Source organism: Mycobacterium kiyosense, assembly GCA_021654635.1.
GTDB classification, from domain to species: Bacteria; Actinomycetota; Actinomycetes; order Mycobacteriales; family Mycobacteriaceae; genus Mycobacterium; species Mycobacterium kiyosense.
Genome location: AP025179.1, coordinates 1,203,772 through 1,218,942, shown reverse-complemented (window position 1 = coordinate 1,218,942; position 15,171 = coordinate 1,203,772). Strand labels below are relative to the sequence as shown.

Below are 15,171 nucleotides of genomic sequence, written 5' to 3'. Positions count from 1 at the left end.
GCTCATGGAACTTCCTGCTGCTCTATTCGCCGGCAGATAGCCGCGAACGTAATGCCTGGCAATCCGACGAGTATGCCAGCCCCCTCGCGGGAAAAGCCGAGCTCTCCTCAATTGTTACGCAGTAGATAAAGTCGCCGGTACCTGGGCCTTACCTGGGCCTGGCACGCCCGCAGCGCGGGCTTGTGCCCCGGCCCTGAAACTGAATCCACGGCGGTTTCCGGGCCCGGAATTGCGGGCCCGGTGCGATGGCCGCAGGGTCTAGGCGGCCGGATAGTCGGCGACGGCCTTCTTGACCACCGACTCGACCTCACCGGCCAGCAGGAACCGCTCGGCGACCAGCCCTTCGGCGGCGGCGCGGACCGCGGCGGTGTAGTGCTCACGGGTCGCGTATCGCTCGGCGACCGAGGGCCGGCCCGGCGCGAAGTCCAGCTTGCTGCCGATGCGCTCGTACATCACGTCGGGCAACTCGGCTACGTAGCGGCGGGCGTTCCAGCCGGTGTAGGCGGCCAGCGGTGCGGCGACAGCAGGCAGGCGGATCCCCGCCACCTCGTTGCCGTCCGCGTCGACCGCCGAGACCAGGTCGACGTGCGACTCCCCCAGCTTGGCGGGCCAGGTGCCGATGCCGCGGTCCGCCTCGGGGCCGAGGTCGACCCGGCGCGACACCGGAAGCCAGGCGGGAGACGGCGTGTTCGCGTAGGCGAAGGTGGACAGCACGTCCTTGCGGGCGATGGCGGTGCCGTCGGCGGTCCGCGGCACCCGGCTGGCGGGGGGCTCGACGCCGTCGACGACCCAGTTCTCCAGGGCGATCAGCAGGGCGCGGGTGACCGGGGTGACGTCCAGGTGGTGCACCGGGTTGGCGGCGGGCAGCGCGTCCTTGATCTTGCTGCTGCCGAAGTGGTCGGTGCCGGCCAGCAGATAGGTGCGCACGTCGGGGTCCTCGGGCAGGTCCTGGCCGGTGTGCGGGTCGACGTGCACCAGCGCGCCGTCACCCTGCCAGTACTCGGTGGAGCTGTTGGTGAAGATCGTCTTGGGCACGCCGCCGAGCTCGCGCTGCCGGGCCAGCAGGTCGGCGTTGCCGTACTTGCCGCGGGTCGCGAAGCCGTTGACGCCGGCGACCGACGGCTGCGCGTAGCGGTGGTTGAACTCGCCGCGGGCGGCGCCGGCGAAGTCGCTGAACACGCCGTCGAAAACCTGCATCCCGGCCTCGTCGACATTGAGGCCGTCGGAAAGGAACTGGCGCAGCAACCGGCCGGCCTGCGAGACGCCGTAGGCGAAGGTGTGCTCGATGCCCCCGGCCCGCAGGTGGCTGACAATGTCGCGGACAGCCAGCAGGCCGCAGCCGGCGACCGGTGCCAGGGCGGTGCGGTAGACCAGCTCGTACCAGTGGAACGGCTGGAATCCACCGTCCAGGGCGACGTGGGTCTGGTCGGTGAAGCGCCAGGTGTCGCGGGGGATGGTGGTGGGCTCGGCGTCGGGTGCGGTGCGCACGGTCAGCACTGCCTGCGGGTCGTCGACGTCGACGGTCGGGTAGTCGGTGAAGTTGAACAGCACGTCGGCGCCGGGGATGGACTCGATCTCGGGGGCGGAGAAGCTGAGCCGGTGCTCGGCGTGGGCGGCGTCCGACCGCCACTCCAAGCGCAGGAAGCCGGGCTCGACGTCAGCTCGGGGGGCGGTGAGTCCCAGGATCGCCGGCCCGCGCTGCACGTCCCACTGCCAGCCGCACGAGGCGATTGTCCAGCCGCGGTCGAGCAGGAAGCCGCCTTTGAGCCAGGGGGCGTTGGTGGGAACGCCGCGGTTGGGCACCACGAACAGCAGCTTGCCGTTGCCGCCGCCGACCGGGCGGGTCAGGCGCAGGTCGGCGTCGAAGCGGACCAGCCCGTCGGCGTCGCGCGGCGCGAGCTTCAGGTCGGCGATGGATTCGTTGGCCAGGTACTCGGGGTCGACGGCGAAGCGGACGGTGGCCTCGACGTTCTCGTAGCGGCTGTCGGCGTGCGGGTAGGTGTTGGTCACCTGGACTGACTCGACGCTCATCTCTGCTCCCCTGTTCGCATTCGCACTTGCTTGGAACAGAGATTCCGGCAACGCCCTTGGAGAGTTCTAAAAGGCGACGGGCGGCGCTACCGTCGCCCGGCACCGTCGACTAATCGGACTTGTCGTCGTCCTTGTCTTCCTCGTCGTCCTCGTCGTCGTCCTGGTCGTCTTTCTTGTGCTTCTTGTTTTTCTTGTCGTGCTTGTCGTGCTTGTCGTGCTTGTCGTGCTTGTCGTGCTTGTCCTTCTTCTCGCTCTTGTCTTTCTTGTCTTTCTTGTCTTCGTCTTTGCCTTCTTCGTCGTGATCGGCCTCGGACAGCTCGTACTCGTCGGCCTTGTCTGCGTACTTCGTCAGCAACCCGGCCAGATCACGGGCCGCATCAGGTGACAGCAAATCCTCGAACAACTTCTCGTCGTCCTCCGAGACACGCCCGAGGTAAACCTCGTCGTCCTTGGTTCCGACGTCCCACCGGCCACCTTCGTGCGGAGCCATGCCATGCCGCCTTTCGACTAGAAACCTGGTTCCTGACGCCCAGCTATCGCGTTGTGTACCCACTTCTGTGCCACCGGCGCCGCCGAACTTTGCCATGATCGACGGATGTTCCGGCTGCTGTTCTTCTCCCCCCGGATCGCGCCGAACACCGGCAACGCCATCCGGACTGCGGCCGCCACCGGCTGCGAACTGCACCTCGTCGAACCACTCGGCTTCGATCTCGCCGAGCCGAAACTGCGCCGGGCCGGGCTGGACTACCACGACCTGGCTTCGGTGACGGTGCACGCGTCGCTCGAGCGCGCCTGGGCGGCGCTGTCGCCGGCGCGGGTGTTCGCCTTCACCGCCCAGGCCACATCAGCCTTCGCCGATGTCGACTACCGGCCCGGCGACGTGTTGATGTTCGGGCCCGAGCCCACCGGGCTGGATGCGCAGACCCTGGCCGACCCACACATCACCCAACAGGTGCGGATCCCGATGCTGGCCGGGCGACGTTCCCTGAATCTCTCCAACGCCGCGGCCGTCGCCGTGTATGAAGCCTGGCGGCAACAGGGCTACTCGGGGGCGCTCTGAAACCGGCGTCCGGTTACCAACTGTTCCAATGCGTCAGACTCTCCGCCGGTAACCGCTTGGCCGGCCGGAAGTCGGTGCCTTTGGTGTAGGCGATCGGGAACAGCCCGCCCTGGCTGTACTGGTCGTAGGGGATGCCCACGATGTCGGCCACCTTGCGCTCGCCGTCGTCGAGCAGGTGCAGCGTCGTCCAGCACGAGCCCAGCCCCCGCGAGCGCAGCGCCAGACAGAAGCTCCACACCGCCGGGAACAGCGACGCCCAGAACGAGACACCGCCCAGCGGCGACCTGTCCTCCCGGCCTTCGATGCACGGGATCAGCAGCACCGGCGCCTCGTGCATGTGCTCGGCGAGGTAGGTGGCCGAGTCGCGGACCTTGCCCATTCGCTCACCCCGGGTGTCACCTTCGGGGTAATTAGCCGCGGGTGAGCTGAGATAGGCGCGCGCATTGGCCAGGTAGACGTCGCCGATGGCTTTCTTCTTCTCCCCGTCCTCGACGAAAACCCATTGCCAGCCTTGCGAATTGGATCCGGTCGGCGCCTGCAGGGCAAGTTCGAGACATTCCATCAACACCTCGCGCGGCACCGGCTTGTCGAAATCCAAGCGCTTGCGCACCGAGCGGGTGGTGCTGAGAACTTCGTCGACGGTCAGGTTCAGAGTCATGCTGTGGAGGCTACCGTTGCGGTCATGAGCGTCGAACTCCCCGAAGAGATTTCCAGCAGACTCAGCTCCGACCACTGCGGCTGGCTGACCACCGTCGCCAAATCCGGTCAGCCGGTGCCGCGACTGGTCTGGTTCTACTTCGACGGCACCGACCTGACCGTGTACAGCATGCCCAGCGCCGCCAAGGTGGCTCACATCAAGGCGCGCCCGCACGTCAGCCTGAACCTGGACTCCGACGGCAACGGCGGCGGAGTCGTCGTCATCGGCGGCACGGCAGCCATCGACGCCGAGGGCGTCGACTGCCGTGACGACGGACCCTACTGGGCGAAGTACCGCGAGGACTCCGACGCCGAAGGCCTGACCGACATGATGGGCAACTTCAGCACCCGGCTGCGCATCACCCCGACCAAGTTCTGGACCACCCCCACGACCTGACCGCTAACGCACTTGTGCGCGGCGGGGATGGTGGTCCAGCCACCTGTAGGCGGCGAGCTTGATCCGGTCGTTGACGAAGAACCACGACACCGCATAGGCCCACACGAGTCCGGCCCAGCGCCACCCGAGTGGAGTCATCGCGACCCCGTACACGGCGATCAAGGTGGCGATGGTTTGCGCTGCGACGACGGCGCCCAGCAACAACCGCGAGGGTGCGGGTCGGGACCAGAACGGACCGCGGGTGCGGGTGAGGAAGATGGTGAGTTGGCCGGCCACCGACAACTTGAGATAGATCATGGTCCGGATCAGGTCGTGGCTGCACCCGAAGACCGTGGTGGCCAGGAAGAAAAGCACGAATGTCGCCACCACGCCTATCGCGCCCAGCACCGTCGCGATGGTCAGCACCACGCGCATGTCCCACTTGACCGGCGTGGATGAGCCGCGCACGTTGTCGTAGGCGATGGACAGGATCGCACCGTCGTTGAGCACCGCCAGAAATACGATCATTGCCGCGGTGACCGGGAAGAAATTCATCAACACCACCGCCAGGGTGATCAGCAGCAGCACCCGGATGGTCTCGGTGATGCGGTAGGTGGCGTAGCTGGTCAGCCGCGCGAAGATCTCGCGGGCCAGCCCGACCGCCGACACGATCACCGACAGCCCGGGTGCCAGCAGGACCACGTCGGCGGCCGCGCGGGCGGCGTCGGTGGCCCCGTCCACCGCGATACCGGCGTCGGCCTGCTTGAGCGCGGGCGCGTCGTTCACCCCGTCGCCGGTCATCCCGACGATGTGCCCACGAGACTGCAGCAGCTTCACGATGCGGTACTTGTGCTCCGGGAAAACCTGCGCGAACCCGTCGGTCGCTTCCATTCGGGCGCCCAATTCGTCGTCGGCGGTCGTGTCGAAGGCCTCGGCATCCATGATCTGGTCGCCGAGACCGACCTGGCGGGCGATCTCGCGTCCGATGGCGACCTGGTCGCCGGTGACCATCTTGACGTCGATGCCGAGTTCTCTGGCAGCGGCGATGGTGTCCGCGGAGTCCGTGCGGGGCGGGTCGGCCAGCGCCAGCACCCCCAGCAGCCGCCAGGAACCGTCTTCGCCGGTTTTCGCCACGGCCAGGGAGCGGTGCCCGTGGCGCGCGAAGCCTTCGACCACTTCACCGACGCGGTCGGTGGCGCCATCGCCGTCGCACAGCGCTGTGATGACTTGCGGTGCGCCCTTGCTGACGCGAAATGCCGGACCGCCGTCCTGCTGCACCGACGCCTCGGTCCGCTTGCTGACCGGGTCGAATGGAATGAACTGATCCACCGTTACCGGCCGTCGCCGGCCCGCCGCCGCGATCACGGCCAGGTCGATCAGGTCATTGTCTTCGGCGCGCGAGGCCAGTGCGGCGCCCTCGAGCAGCTCGACCTCGGATACACCATGGGCGGTCCAGCTGGCGGCGACGGCCAACCGGTTCTGGGTCAGCGTGCCGGTTTTGTCCGAACACAGGATGTCGATGCCGCCGAGTTCCTCGACTGCGGGCAGATGGCTCACCACGGCCTGCTGCCGTGCCAGCTGCCGAGCGCCGATGGCCATCGTCACCGACAACACCGCGGGTAGCGCTACCGGAATGGAAGCGATCGTGACCACCAGCGCGAACTCGAGGGTCTCCAGCACCGGGTTCCCGCGAATCAGCGAGACCACCACCACCAGCGTCACCAACACCACCGCGATCGCGATCAGATAGTTGGCGATTCGCAACACCGCGCGCTGGAAGTGGCTGACGGTCCCCGCGCTCTGCACCAGCGCGGTGGTCTTGCCCATGAACGACGAGGCACCCGTGGTACACACCAGCGCGTCGGCTTCGCCGCGTGCCAGCACCGATCCGGAATACAGGCTGTCGCCCTGTCCGCGGCTCACGGCCAGTGACTCGCCGGTGAGCGCGGACTGGTCCACCTCGAGCCTGACGTCGTCGAGCACTCGCAGGTCGGCAGGCACCACGTCACCGAGCCGCACCCGCACCACGTCACCGGGCACCAACTCGCGTACCGCCACCGTCACCCAAGCACCATCACGCAACACCCGCGCCGAGGAAGCCAGCCGCTGCTTGAGCGCCGCGATGGCATTGGCCGCCTGGTGTTCCTCGAAGTAGGCCACCAGCCCGTTCATCGCCAGCAACACGCCGATGATCGCCGCGTCGACCCAGTGCTGGGCGGCCAGCGACAACACCAACGCCACCTCGATCATCCACGGGATCGGCGCCCAGAAATATCCGAGAAACTCCAGCACCTTGTTGCGATGGCGCTCGGCGATCTCGTTGGGACCGAACCGCTGCAGCCGTTGCTGCGCTTCGGCGGTTGTCAGACCTGATGGGGAGCTGTTCAGTTCGGCCAGCGCCTGCGCCAGCGGCAGGTCGATGAATCTGTCGGGGGGTTCCGGCACCGCGACTCCTACCTGGGCAAATCCTGACCGCCCGTCCGGCGACGCTGACGCTTGAGCGGAACTCGTTGACTACACGTTCGCACCGTCACCGAATGCCGGGTAGGGCCGAACGCCCCCTGTACAACACCGCACGCTAGCGGAAGTCCCGGGACTTCGAGCCGACGGAAAGACTGATGCGACCCAACCGTTCGGCCACGACCGTGATTGCACCACTGGCGTTTTGGACCTGACCGCGAATCAGCAGCGCCGGCGAAGTCTGCGCCAGTTTGCGGTGCCGCATCCACACTCCCGGCGTGCAGAGCACGTTGACCATGCCGGTCTCGTCTTCGAGGTTGACGAACGTCACTCCCTGGGCGGTGGCGGGCCGTTGCCGGTGCGTCACGGCCCCCGCGACCAACACCCGGTCCCCATCGGGCACCGACCCCAGCTCCGCCGCCGGTATCACCCCCAGCGCGTCCAGGTCTGCCCGCAGGAACTGCGTCGGATAGCTGTCCGGGGAGACCCCGGTGGCCCACACGTCGGCGGCGGCCAGTTCCAGCTCGCTCATCCCCGGCAGCACCGGGATGTGCGACGACGACCCCACCCCGGTAGCCGGTCCGGCCGTTGGGTGGCCGCCGCCCCGGCCGCCCACAGCGCCTGCCGCCGCGACATCTGAAAACAGCCCAGCGCCCCGGCCGTCGCCAACGCCTCGGTCTGCGGCACGGAGAGCTGCAGGCGGGTCGTCAGGTCCAGCAGAGAAACGAACGGGCCGTTGACTTTTCGCTCCTCGACCAGTTCCTCGGCCAGGTCGTCGCCGATATGGCGCACCGCGCCCAGGCCGAGGCGCACCTCGGTCCCGGCGTTCTCCAGCGTCGCGGAAGCCAGGCTGGCGTTCACGCATGGGCCGTGCACCAGCACGCCGTGCCGGCGCGCGTCGGCGACCAGCGATTGCGGCGAATAGAAGCCCATCGGCTGGGCACGCAACAAGGCAGCGCAGAACGCCGCGGGGTGGTGCAGCTTGAACCACGACGAGTAGAACACCAGCGATGCGAACGACAGCGCGTGGCTCTCGGGGAAACCGAAGTTGGCGAACGCATGCAGCTTCTCGTAGATCCGGTCGATCACCTCGTCAGGGGCGCCGTGCAGAGTGCGCATGCCTTCGTAGAATCGGCCGCGCAGTCGTTGCATACGTTCGGTCGAGCGCTTGGACCCCATGGCACGGCGCAGCTGGTCGGCCTCGGCCGCGGAGAAGCCGGCGCAGTCGACCGCGAGTTGCATCAGTTGTTCCTGGAAAAGCGGCACCCCCAACGTCTTCTGCAGCGCCGACTCCATCGACGGATGGTCGTATGCGACGGGATCCAGTCCGTTGCGCCGCCGGATGTAGGGGTGCACCGACCCGCCCTGGATGGGCCCGGGCCGGATCAGCGCCACCTCCACCACCAGGTCGTAGAAGACCCGGGGCCGCAGCCGCGGCAGGGTGGCCATCTGCGCGCGCGACTCCACCTGGAACACCCCGACCGAATCGGCCCGCTGCAGCATCTCGTACACCGCGGGTTCGGACAGGTCGAGCCGGGCGAAGTCCACCTCGATACCCTTGTGCTCGGCGACCAGGTCCCGCGCATAGTGCAGCGCCGACAGCATGCCCAGGCCCAGCAGGTCGAACTTCACCAAACCGATTGCGGCGCAGTCGTCTTTGTCCCATTGCAGGACACTGCGGTTCTCCATGCGGGCCCATTCCACCGGGCACACGTCGGCGATCGGACGGTCGCAGATAACCATGCCCCCGGAATGAATGCCCATGTGCCGCGGCAGATTCCGGATCTGATTCGCCAAATCCACCACCTGCTCGGGGATGCCTTCGATATCGGAAGGCTGCCCCGACCAATGGTTGATCTGCTTACTCCACGCATCCTGCTGCCCTTGCGAAAAACCCAGGGCTCGGGCCATGTCGCGCACCGCGCTGCGGGCGCGGTAGGTGATGACGTTGGCGACCTGGGCGGCGTAGTCGCGACCGTACTTGTCGTAGACGTATTGGATCACCTTCTCGCGCTGATCGGACTCGATGTCGATGTCGATGTCGGGTGGCCCGTCGCGGGCGGGCGACAGAAATCGCTCGAACAGCAAGTCGTTGGCGATCGGGTCGACGGCGGTGACACCCAGGGCGTAGCAGACCGCGGAGTTGGCGGCCGATCCCCTGCCCTGGCACAGGATGTCGTTGTCGCGACAGAACCGGGTGATGTCGTGCACCACCAAGAAGTAGCCCGGAAATTGCAGTTGGGCAATGACTTTCAACTCGTGCTCGATCTGGATGTACGCCTTGCGTGCCCGCTCAACAGGCCCGTAGCGGTCGGCGGCACCTCTCATGGTCAGCGCCCGCAGCCAGCTGTCCTCGGTATACCCGTCGGGTACGTCGAACGGCGGCAGCTGCGGCGCGATGAGCGCCAGGCCGAACGCGCACTGCTCACCGAGTTCGGCGGCCGCGGTCACCGCTTCGGGGTGCTGCGCGAACAGCCGGGCCATCTCCTGCCCGGAGCGCAGATGCGACCCGCCCAGCGGGGCCAGCCATCCGGCGGCGGCATCCAGGGATTGGCGGGCCCTGATCGCACCCATCGCCATGGCCAGCCGGCGGCGCGACGGATGGGCGAAGTGCGCACCGGTGGTGGCCACGACACCGACCCCGAACTGCGGGGCCAACCCGGCCAGCATCGCGTTGCGCTCGTCGTCGAGCGGCTGGCCGTGGTGGGTCAGTTCGACACTCACCCGTTGCGCGCCGAACCGGTCCACCAGGTTGGCCAGGGCACGGCGCGCCGCGTCGGGCCCGCCATCGTAAAGCGCTTGGCGCACAGCACCTTTCCGGCATCCGGTGAGAATGTGCCAGTGGCCGCCGGCAGCTTCGGTCAGCGCGTCGAGGTCGTAGCGCAGCGTGCCCTTCTGACCCCCGGCAAGATGCGCCGCAGCCAGCTGCCGGGACAACCGTCGGTACCCTTCCGGGCCGCGAGCCAGCACCAACAGATGCGGGCCCGGCGGGTCCGGCTGTTCGGTGCGGGCCTGGCAGCTCAACGAGAGTTCGGCACCGAACACCGTGCGTACATCCAGTTCAATGGCGGCTTCGGCGAACCGCACCGCCCCGTACAGGCCGTCGTGATCGGTCAGCGCCAGCGCACGCAGATCCAGCCGGGCGGCCTCCTCGACCAGTTCCTCCGGCGTACTGGCCCCGTCGAGGAAGCTGTACGCCGAATGCGCATGCAATTCGGCGTATGCGACGGCGGAGCGGACCCGTTGCCCGTCCGGTTTTGCTTTATATGAGCCGCGTGTGTGTGACAGCGGCCCATCCAGGGACGGATCGGGCGGTCCGGTAGGTGCCGGCCCGCCGGCATGGCGCGGCTTGCTGTCGAGAACCCGCTCCATTTCCGCCCAACTCGGCGGACCGTGATACCAACCCATGACCCGATGTTATCGAACATTTGTTCGACTGTCGAATGGCCGCCCGCTCCCGCCTGCTGCCGGGGACCCGCGGCCGGAACATCTTTTGAACGTTGCCGAAACAATTTGCGAACAACAGCTCTCGGTAAGCCATCTGCGCAGTTAAACGCATCTTTATCCAGAAAACACACTGTTAACCTGCCAGGCCTACCGATGCGGCCGCCCCAGACCGATACTGGTACAACTTGAAAAAGCAGGCGGGGCCGGGGGCGAGGGCCGGGGCAGGGCATGGCGCAACTGACGACGACGGACGCGGGACCCTGGGGAATCCCGGACCAGACCGGCACGCGAGCATGGCGATGGGAGCCGCCGCCGTCGTCGCGGGGCCGGCTCCCGGCAACGACCGAATCGCGACTTTGCTGGCCGAACGCTTTGAGCCGGGATTCGAACCGGCCCGGCATGTGCAGCGGGTGGCGCTGCCGCAACCCGGCGACGACGCCGACTTGTTCCGCGCCATCGCCCACGCCTTGAGCGCCCCCTCGACCCGGCCCGCCCGTTGTGGGAGTGCTGGATCATCGAGGGACTGCGGGGCAATCGCTGGGCGATCTTGATCAAAGCCCACCACGGCATGACGCCGGCCGCCCGTCTACTCGCCCAGCTCTGCGACGGTAGTGGCGACGATGCTTTTACCAATGCCGTTGCCCTGAAACAGGTTTCACCGTTGGCCCGGGAAAGCTGGCCCAGTACCCTGCTGCGCGCTCCGTTGAACGTCGCCAAGGCCGCGGCCCGGGCCGTCAGCGACGCGACGAGCGGACTCGCCGCCGCGGTCGGCACCCTGGCGACGTTGACCTCGCCGGTCGGCTCGCAGAACACGCTGCGGCATTACCGCACGGTCCGGGTCTCCCGCACCACCGCCGAAAGCGTGGCCCGCAAGCTCGGGGTCGGTCTCGACGACGTCGCGCTGGCAGCGGTCACCGAGGGCTTCCGAACCGTACTCGCAGACCGCGGCGAGCAGCCGCGAGCCGATTCACTGCGCACTGTGGGATCCGCACTGTCGCAGCTGCCGGTGCATCTTCACGACCCCGTCATGCAACTGCGGGCGGTTCACCATGCCACCACGCAAGGCCTCCCGGCGCCAGCCGAATACTCTCCACTTGCCTTGTGCAATAAAGTGATTCAGGCATTCACCGGCACGTCACGCAACGATGTGGTGACACTGGCCACCCATGGGCGGGGGCCGCGGCAACCGCTGACGCTGATGGGCAGGCAGGTCGCAGAGTTGCTGCCGATCCCGCCGACCGCCCCCGAGCTCAGCACCGGGGTCGCGGTGCTCGGCTACGGCGACGAGTTGGTGTTCGGCCTGACCGCCGACTACGACGGCGCAGCCGTGCTGGAGCAACTCGCCACGGGCATCGAAGCGGGTATCGCCCATCTGGCGGCACTCACCCAGGACTCGGTCGTACTGTTCGAACGACGGCGCAGGCGGCCCGCCCGGCCCCTGTCCAACGGCGCGGCCCGGTGGCGGCCGTCGGCGCAGCCGGTGCGAGCGCGCCGCCCCTGAGCCCGAAGCTGGCCCACCGTGAGAGGGTGGGTCCATGTCGGTCACCATCGATCCGCGACGAATCGACGCAGTCCTGTTCGACGCGGCGCTAAAGCCCACCGAGACGATCGAGGAGCGGCTGCGCGAGATCCGCGTCCAAACCGCCCAGTTCACCTCCGATGACCCCGCCCTCGAGATAGCCGAACAGTTGGGTGTGCGCGCGGGGCGCTGCGCCGTCGTCGCGGCAGACGCCTCCGGTGCCGACGCCGCCCGCGCAGCCGGATTCGCGTTGGTGATCCGGGTCGGCGGCGACTCCGGCGGCGCGGACGCGGCGGTCACCGATCCCGGCGACATCGGCGTCCGCACCGGGGACAAGCGCATCTCCGAGCTGCCCGATGCGCTGCGCACACTGGGCCGGGTCAGCGGTTCACCGGCGGTGTTCTTCGACTTCGACGGCACCCTGTCGGAGATCGTGAACGACCCCGACGCGGCCAGGCCCGCCCCCGGGGTTTCCGACGCGCTGCAACGGCTGGCGGCGCGCTGCCCGGTGGCGATCCTCAGCGGTCGCGACCTTGCCGACGTGTCCAAACGCGTTGGCCTGCCGGGCATCTGGTACGCCGGCAGTCACGGCTTCGAGCTCACTGCGCCGGACGGCACCCACCACCAGAACGACGAAGCTGCGGCCGCCGTACCGGTACTGGAGCAGGCCGCCGCCGAACTCCGCGAACAACTCGGCCCCATACCGGGGGTTGTGGTGGAGCACAAACGGTTCGGTGTGGCGGTGCACTACCGCAACGCCGCGCGGGATCGGGTCGGTGAGGTGTCCGCGGCGGTGCGTACCGCCGGCCGGCGCGACGCGCTGCGGGTGACGACGGGGCGCGAAGTCATCGAGCTACGCCCAGATCTGGATTGGGACAAGGGAAAAACCCTGCGCTGGGTAATGGAGCACCTGGGATCGGGAAAGGGTCCGTTGGTGCCGATCTACCTCGGTGACGACATCACCGACGAGGACGCCTTCGATGCGGTCCGCGCTGACGGCGTGCCGATCATGGTGCGCCACAACGATGACGGCGACCGTGCCACCGCCGCCGAATACGCCTTGGAAAACCCGGCCGCTGTCGCCGAGTTCATCCTCAGACTGGCAGGTCAACTCGAAACCAGCTCGACACCGGGCAGCGTTTCTAGAACCTGATCAACCCCCGCAGGTTGCGGCCGCTGTGCAGATCCTCGTAACCCTGGTTGAGCTCGTCGAGCTGGTACTCACGGGTGATCAGCTCGTCGAGTTTGAGCCGGCCGGCTCGATACAGCTCCAGCATCCGGTAGATGTCGACGCGGGGACTCGAGGAGCCGAATAGGCAACCGCGAACCTGCTTTTCGTACAGGGTGAGGTCGAACAGCGACATGTCAACGACGGTATCCGTCGGGTGCGGGATGGCGGTCATCACCACCCGCCCCCGTTTGCCGACCAGGCTCAGTGCCTGCGCGACGTAGGCGCCCTCGGCGCTGTCGGTGGTGACCACACAAACATCGGCCATCTCACCGCGGGTCATCTCGGCGACGAGCGCCTGCGCCTCGGCGACGTCGGCCGTGACATGTGTCGCACCGAACCGCAGCGACTGCTCCCGCTTGAACGCCACCGGGTCCAGCGCGACCACGTAACGCGCGCCGGCGATCGACGCGCCCTGCACCGCGTTGATGCCCAGGCCACCGACTCCCATCACCACCACCGTCTCACCGTCGCGCACCTCGCCGGTGCGCACCGCGGCTCCGTAGCCGGTCGTGACACCACAACCGACCAGGGCCGCCTTGTCCAGCGGAATGTCCTTGTCCACCTTGACCACCGAGGCGATCGGCACCACGGTGTACTCGGAAAACGTTCCCAGCACGCACATTTGGCCGATGTCATGCCCGCGGCCGTGGAATCGGAAGGTGCCGTCGAGTTGCGGGCCGGCCATGATGGCGGCCCCGTACTCACACAAGTTGGCCATGCCCTTGGCGCAGGCGCGGCAGCGCCCGCAGGCCGGGATGAAGCTGAGCACCACGTGGTCACCCGCCTCGACCTCGCTGACTCCCGGCCCCACCTCGACGACGACGCCGGCGCCCTCGTGCCCGCCGACCACCGGCAGGTTCATCGGCATGTCCCCGGTGACCAGGTGATCGTCGGAGTGGCACAGTCCGCTGGCCACGAGTTTGACCAGCACTTCGCGTTCCTTGGGCCCGTCGAGTTCGAGCTCTTCGACTTCCCACTTCTGGTGCAGTCCCCACAGGACAGCGGCTTTGGTTCTCATGCGATCTTCCTTCCAGCTCAGCGCTGCTCGGGTGTCCAGGTGGCGGGCAGGCTGTTGATGCCGTTGATGAAGTTGGCCACCTGGAAATGCGGCTCGGGCGCGGAAATGTCGGGGATGCGGGTGTAGACCTCGGTCAGCAGTGAGCGCAGCATGGTGCGCGCCAGTGCCGCGCCCAGGCAGAAGTGCGGGCCGCCGCCACCGAACGCGATGTGCGGGTTGGGGTTGCGGAAGATGTCGAATTCGAACGGGTTGTGGAAGACGTCCTCGTCACGGTTACCCGAGATGTACCAGAGCACCACCTTGTCGCCGGCTTTGATGTCCGAGCCGCGCAGGGTGATGTCCCGGGTGGCGGTGCGCCGCATGTGCAGCAGGGGCGAAGCCCACCGCAGGACTTCCTCGACGGCCAGGTCCACCCGGCCCTCGACGTCGGCGACCAGCAGGTCGCGCTGTTCGGGGAACTTGGAGAAGGCGTGGATCGCCTGGGCGGAGGCGTGCCGGGTGGTGTCGTTGGCGGCCACGGCGAGCAGGGTGAAGAAAGCCTTGAGCTCGTCGTCGCTCATTTTCTCGCCGTCGAATTCGGCCTGCACCATCCAGCTGACCAGGTCGTCGGCCGGGTGTGCCCGCCGTTCGGGAATCAGCACCGATGCGGTCTCGTGCAGGTCCAGCACCGCGCCGGCGAACAATTCCAGAGCGGTGCGGTCGCCGCGCACCTCGGGGTCGGTCCAGCCGAGCAGCCGTTGCGCGGCGCTGATCGTCTTCTCGTGGACCTCGCCGGGCGGCAGCCCGAAGAAGCTGGCGAAGATGCGGGCGGGCAGCTTGACCGACACCAGTTCCACGAAATCGCCTTCGCCCAGGTGGGACATCTCGGAGATCAAGTCGCGGGCGTGACCCTGGATCCAGCCCTGCAGCCGACGCAGGTTGCGCGGTTTGAATGCATCCATGGTGATGCCACGCAGCTGGGTGTGCCGCGGTGCATCCATCGCGATGAAGGACTGCGCGATGTGGATCATCTCCGGCGGGAAATCCTCCATGGTGATGCCCTGGGCGGAGGAAAAGATCTCCGGATGACGGCTGGCGAAGCGGATGTCCTCCTGCTTTGTCAGCGACCAGAAACCCTTGGTGTTCTGTTCGGCCGGCAGCAGGTCGGAGTCGGCGGGCCGGCTCCACGGCACGGGGTTCTCCCGGCGCAACACCGCGAAGGCTTCGTCACGCTCCTCGTGCGGGCGCGCCCAGAAGTCCTTGTCGCTCAGGTCGATGTTTCGGTAGGTCGGGGTGGCGGTCGTCATTGCGGGTCCTTTCAGGCTGTGGCCAGTCTTGGTCACCGGGCCGCGCG

General features: G+C 67.5%; 9 protein-coding genes and 2 pseudogenes. 4 read left to right on the top strand and 7 right to left on the bottom strand.

Going from position 1 to position 15,171, the window contains the following annotated elements; genetic code table 11:
- Positions 1-258 precede the first annotated feature (258 nt).
- Entirely contained in the window at positions 259-2,031 is a 1,773-nt protein-coding gene (locus L6444_RS05780; RefSeq protein ID WP_236981282.1) for an alpha/beta hydrolase domain-containing protein, read from the bottom strand.
- 109 nt (positions 2,032-2,140) lie between these two features.
- On the bottom strand, positions 2,141-2,521 hold the full coding sequence (locus L6444_RS05775; RefSeq protein ID WP_236981281.1) for a hypothetical protein: 381 nt from the start codon (positions 2,519-2,521) through the stop codon (positions 2,141-2,143).
- A 105-nt stretch (positions 2,522-2,626) separates the two neighbouring features.
- On the opposite strand from L6444_RS05775, the gene L6444_RS05770 reads away from it, so the two are divergent.
- Positions 2,627-3,091, top strand: a complete 465-nt coding sequence (locus L6444_RS05770) for a tRNA (cytidine(34)-2'-O)-methyltransferase (RefSeq protein ID WP_236981280.1) — start codon at positions 2,627-2,629, stop codon at positions 3,089-3,091.
- A 13-nt stretch (positions 3,092-3,104) separates the two neighbouring features.
- On the opposite strand, the gene L6444_RS05765 is transcribed toward L6444_RS05770, so the two are convergent.
- Positions 3,105-3,749 carry a nitroreductase family protein gene (locus L6444_RS05765; protein ID WP_236981279.1) on the bottom strand — a complete coding sequence of 215 codons (645 nt, stop codon included), beginning with the start codon at positions 3,747-3,749 and terminating at the stop codon, positions 3,105-3,107.
- 24 nt (positions 3,750-3,773) lie between these two features.
- Between L6444_RS05765 and L6444_RS05760 the strand changes: the two genes are divergently transcribed.
- On the top strand, positions 3,774-4,184 hold the full coding sequence (locus tag L6444_RS05760) for a TIGR03667 family PPOX class F420-dependent oxidoreductase (protein WP_236981278.1): 411 nt from the start codon (positions 3,774-3,776) through the stop codon (positions 4,182-4,184).
- Positions 4,185-4,187: 3 nt separating this feature from the next.
- Here the strand turns inward: L6444_RS05760 and L6444_RS05755 are convergent, their stop codons facing one another.
- Positions 4,188-6,608 carry a plasma-membrane proton-efflux P-type ATPase gene (locus L6444_RS05755; protein ID WP_236981277.1) on the bottom strand — a complete coding sequence of 807 codons (2,421 nt, stop codon included), beginning with the start codon at positions 6,606-6,608 and terminating at the stop codon, positions 4,188-4,190.
- A 133-nt stretch (positions 6,609-6,741) separates the two neighbouring features.
- Positions 6,742-10,031, bottom strand: a pseudogene (locus L6444_RS05750) (error-prone DNA polymerase).
- Positions 10,032-10,298: 267 nt separating this feature from the next.
- Here L6444_RS05750 and L6444_RS05745 point away from each other — a divergent pair.
- Together L6444_RS05745 and otsB are read left to right on the top strand one after the other, a co-directional pair.
- Positions 10,299-11,571, top strand: a pseudogene (locus tag L6444_RS05745) (wax ester/triacylglycerol synthase domain-containing protein).
- Positions 11,572-11,605: 34 nt separating this feature from the next.
- A complete protein-coding gene (gene otsB / locus L6444_RS05740) occupies positions 11,606-12,742 on the top strand; it encodes a trehalose-phosphatase (RefSeq protein WP_236981276.1) in 1,137 nt (378 codons plus the stop codon).
- Here the strand turns inward: otsB and L6444_RS05735 are convergent.
- Entirely contained in the window at positions 12,732-13,838 is a 1,107-nt protein-coding gene (locus tag L6444_RS05735; RefSeq protein ID WP_236981275.1) for an NDMA-dependent alcohol dehydrogenase, read from the bottom strand. The two genes, otsB and L6444_RS05735, sit on opposite strands and share 11 nt — an antisense overlap.
- 17 nt (positions 13,839-13,855) lie before the next feature.
- Positions 13,856-15,124 carry a cytochrome P450 gene (locus L6444_RS05730; protein WP_236981274.1) on the bottom strand — a complete coding sequence of 423 codons (1,269 nt, stop codon included), beginning with the start codon at positions 15,122-15,124 and terminating at the stop codon, positions 13,856-13,858.
- Between the last annotated feature and the right edge of the window lie 47 nt (positions 15,125-15,171).

Bases quoted from the DNA above. Each gene is read 5' to 3' on its own strand.
- L6444_RS05780 (WP_236981282.1), bottom strand. From the start codon at position 2,031: ATGAGCGTCGAGTCAGTCCAGGTGACCAACACCTACCCGCACGCCGAC.
- L6444_RS05775 (WP_236981281.1), bottom strand. From the start codon at position 2,521: ATGGCTCCGCACGAAGGTGGCCGGTGGGACGTCGGAACCAAGGACGAC.
- L6444_RS05770 (WP_236981280.1), top strand. From the start codon at position 2,627: ATGTTCCGGCTGCTGTTCTTCTCCCCCCGGATCGCGCCGAACACCGGC.
- L6444_RS05765 (WP_236981279.1), bottom strand. From the start codon at position 3,749: ATGACTCTGAACCTGACCGTCGACGAAGTTCTCAGCACCACCCGCTCG.
- L6444_RS05760 (WP_236981278.1), top strand. From the start codon at position 3,774: ATGAGCGTCGAACTCCCCGAAGAGATTTCCAGCAGACTCAGCTCCGAC.
- otsB (WP_236981276.1), top strand. From the start codon at position 11,606: ATGTCGGTCACCATCGATCCGCGACGAATCGACGCAGTCCTGTTCGAC.
- L6444_RS05735 (WP_236981275.1), bottom strand. From the start codon at position 13,838: ATGAGAACCAAAGCCGCTGTCCTGTGGGGACTGCACCAGAAGTGGGAA.
- L6444_RS05730 (WP_236981274.1), bottom strand. From the start codon at position 15,124: ATGACGACCGCCACCCCGACCTACCGAAACATCGACCTGAGCGACAAG.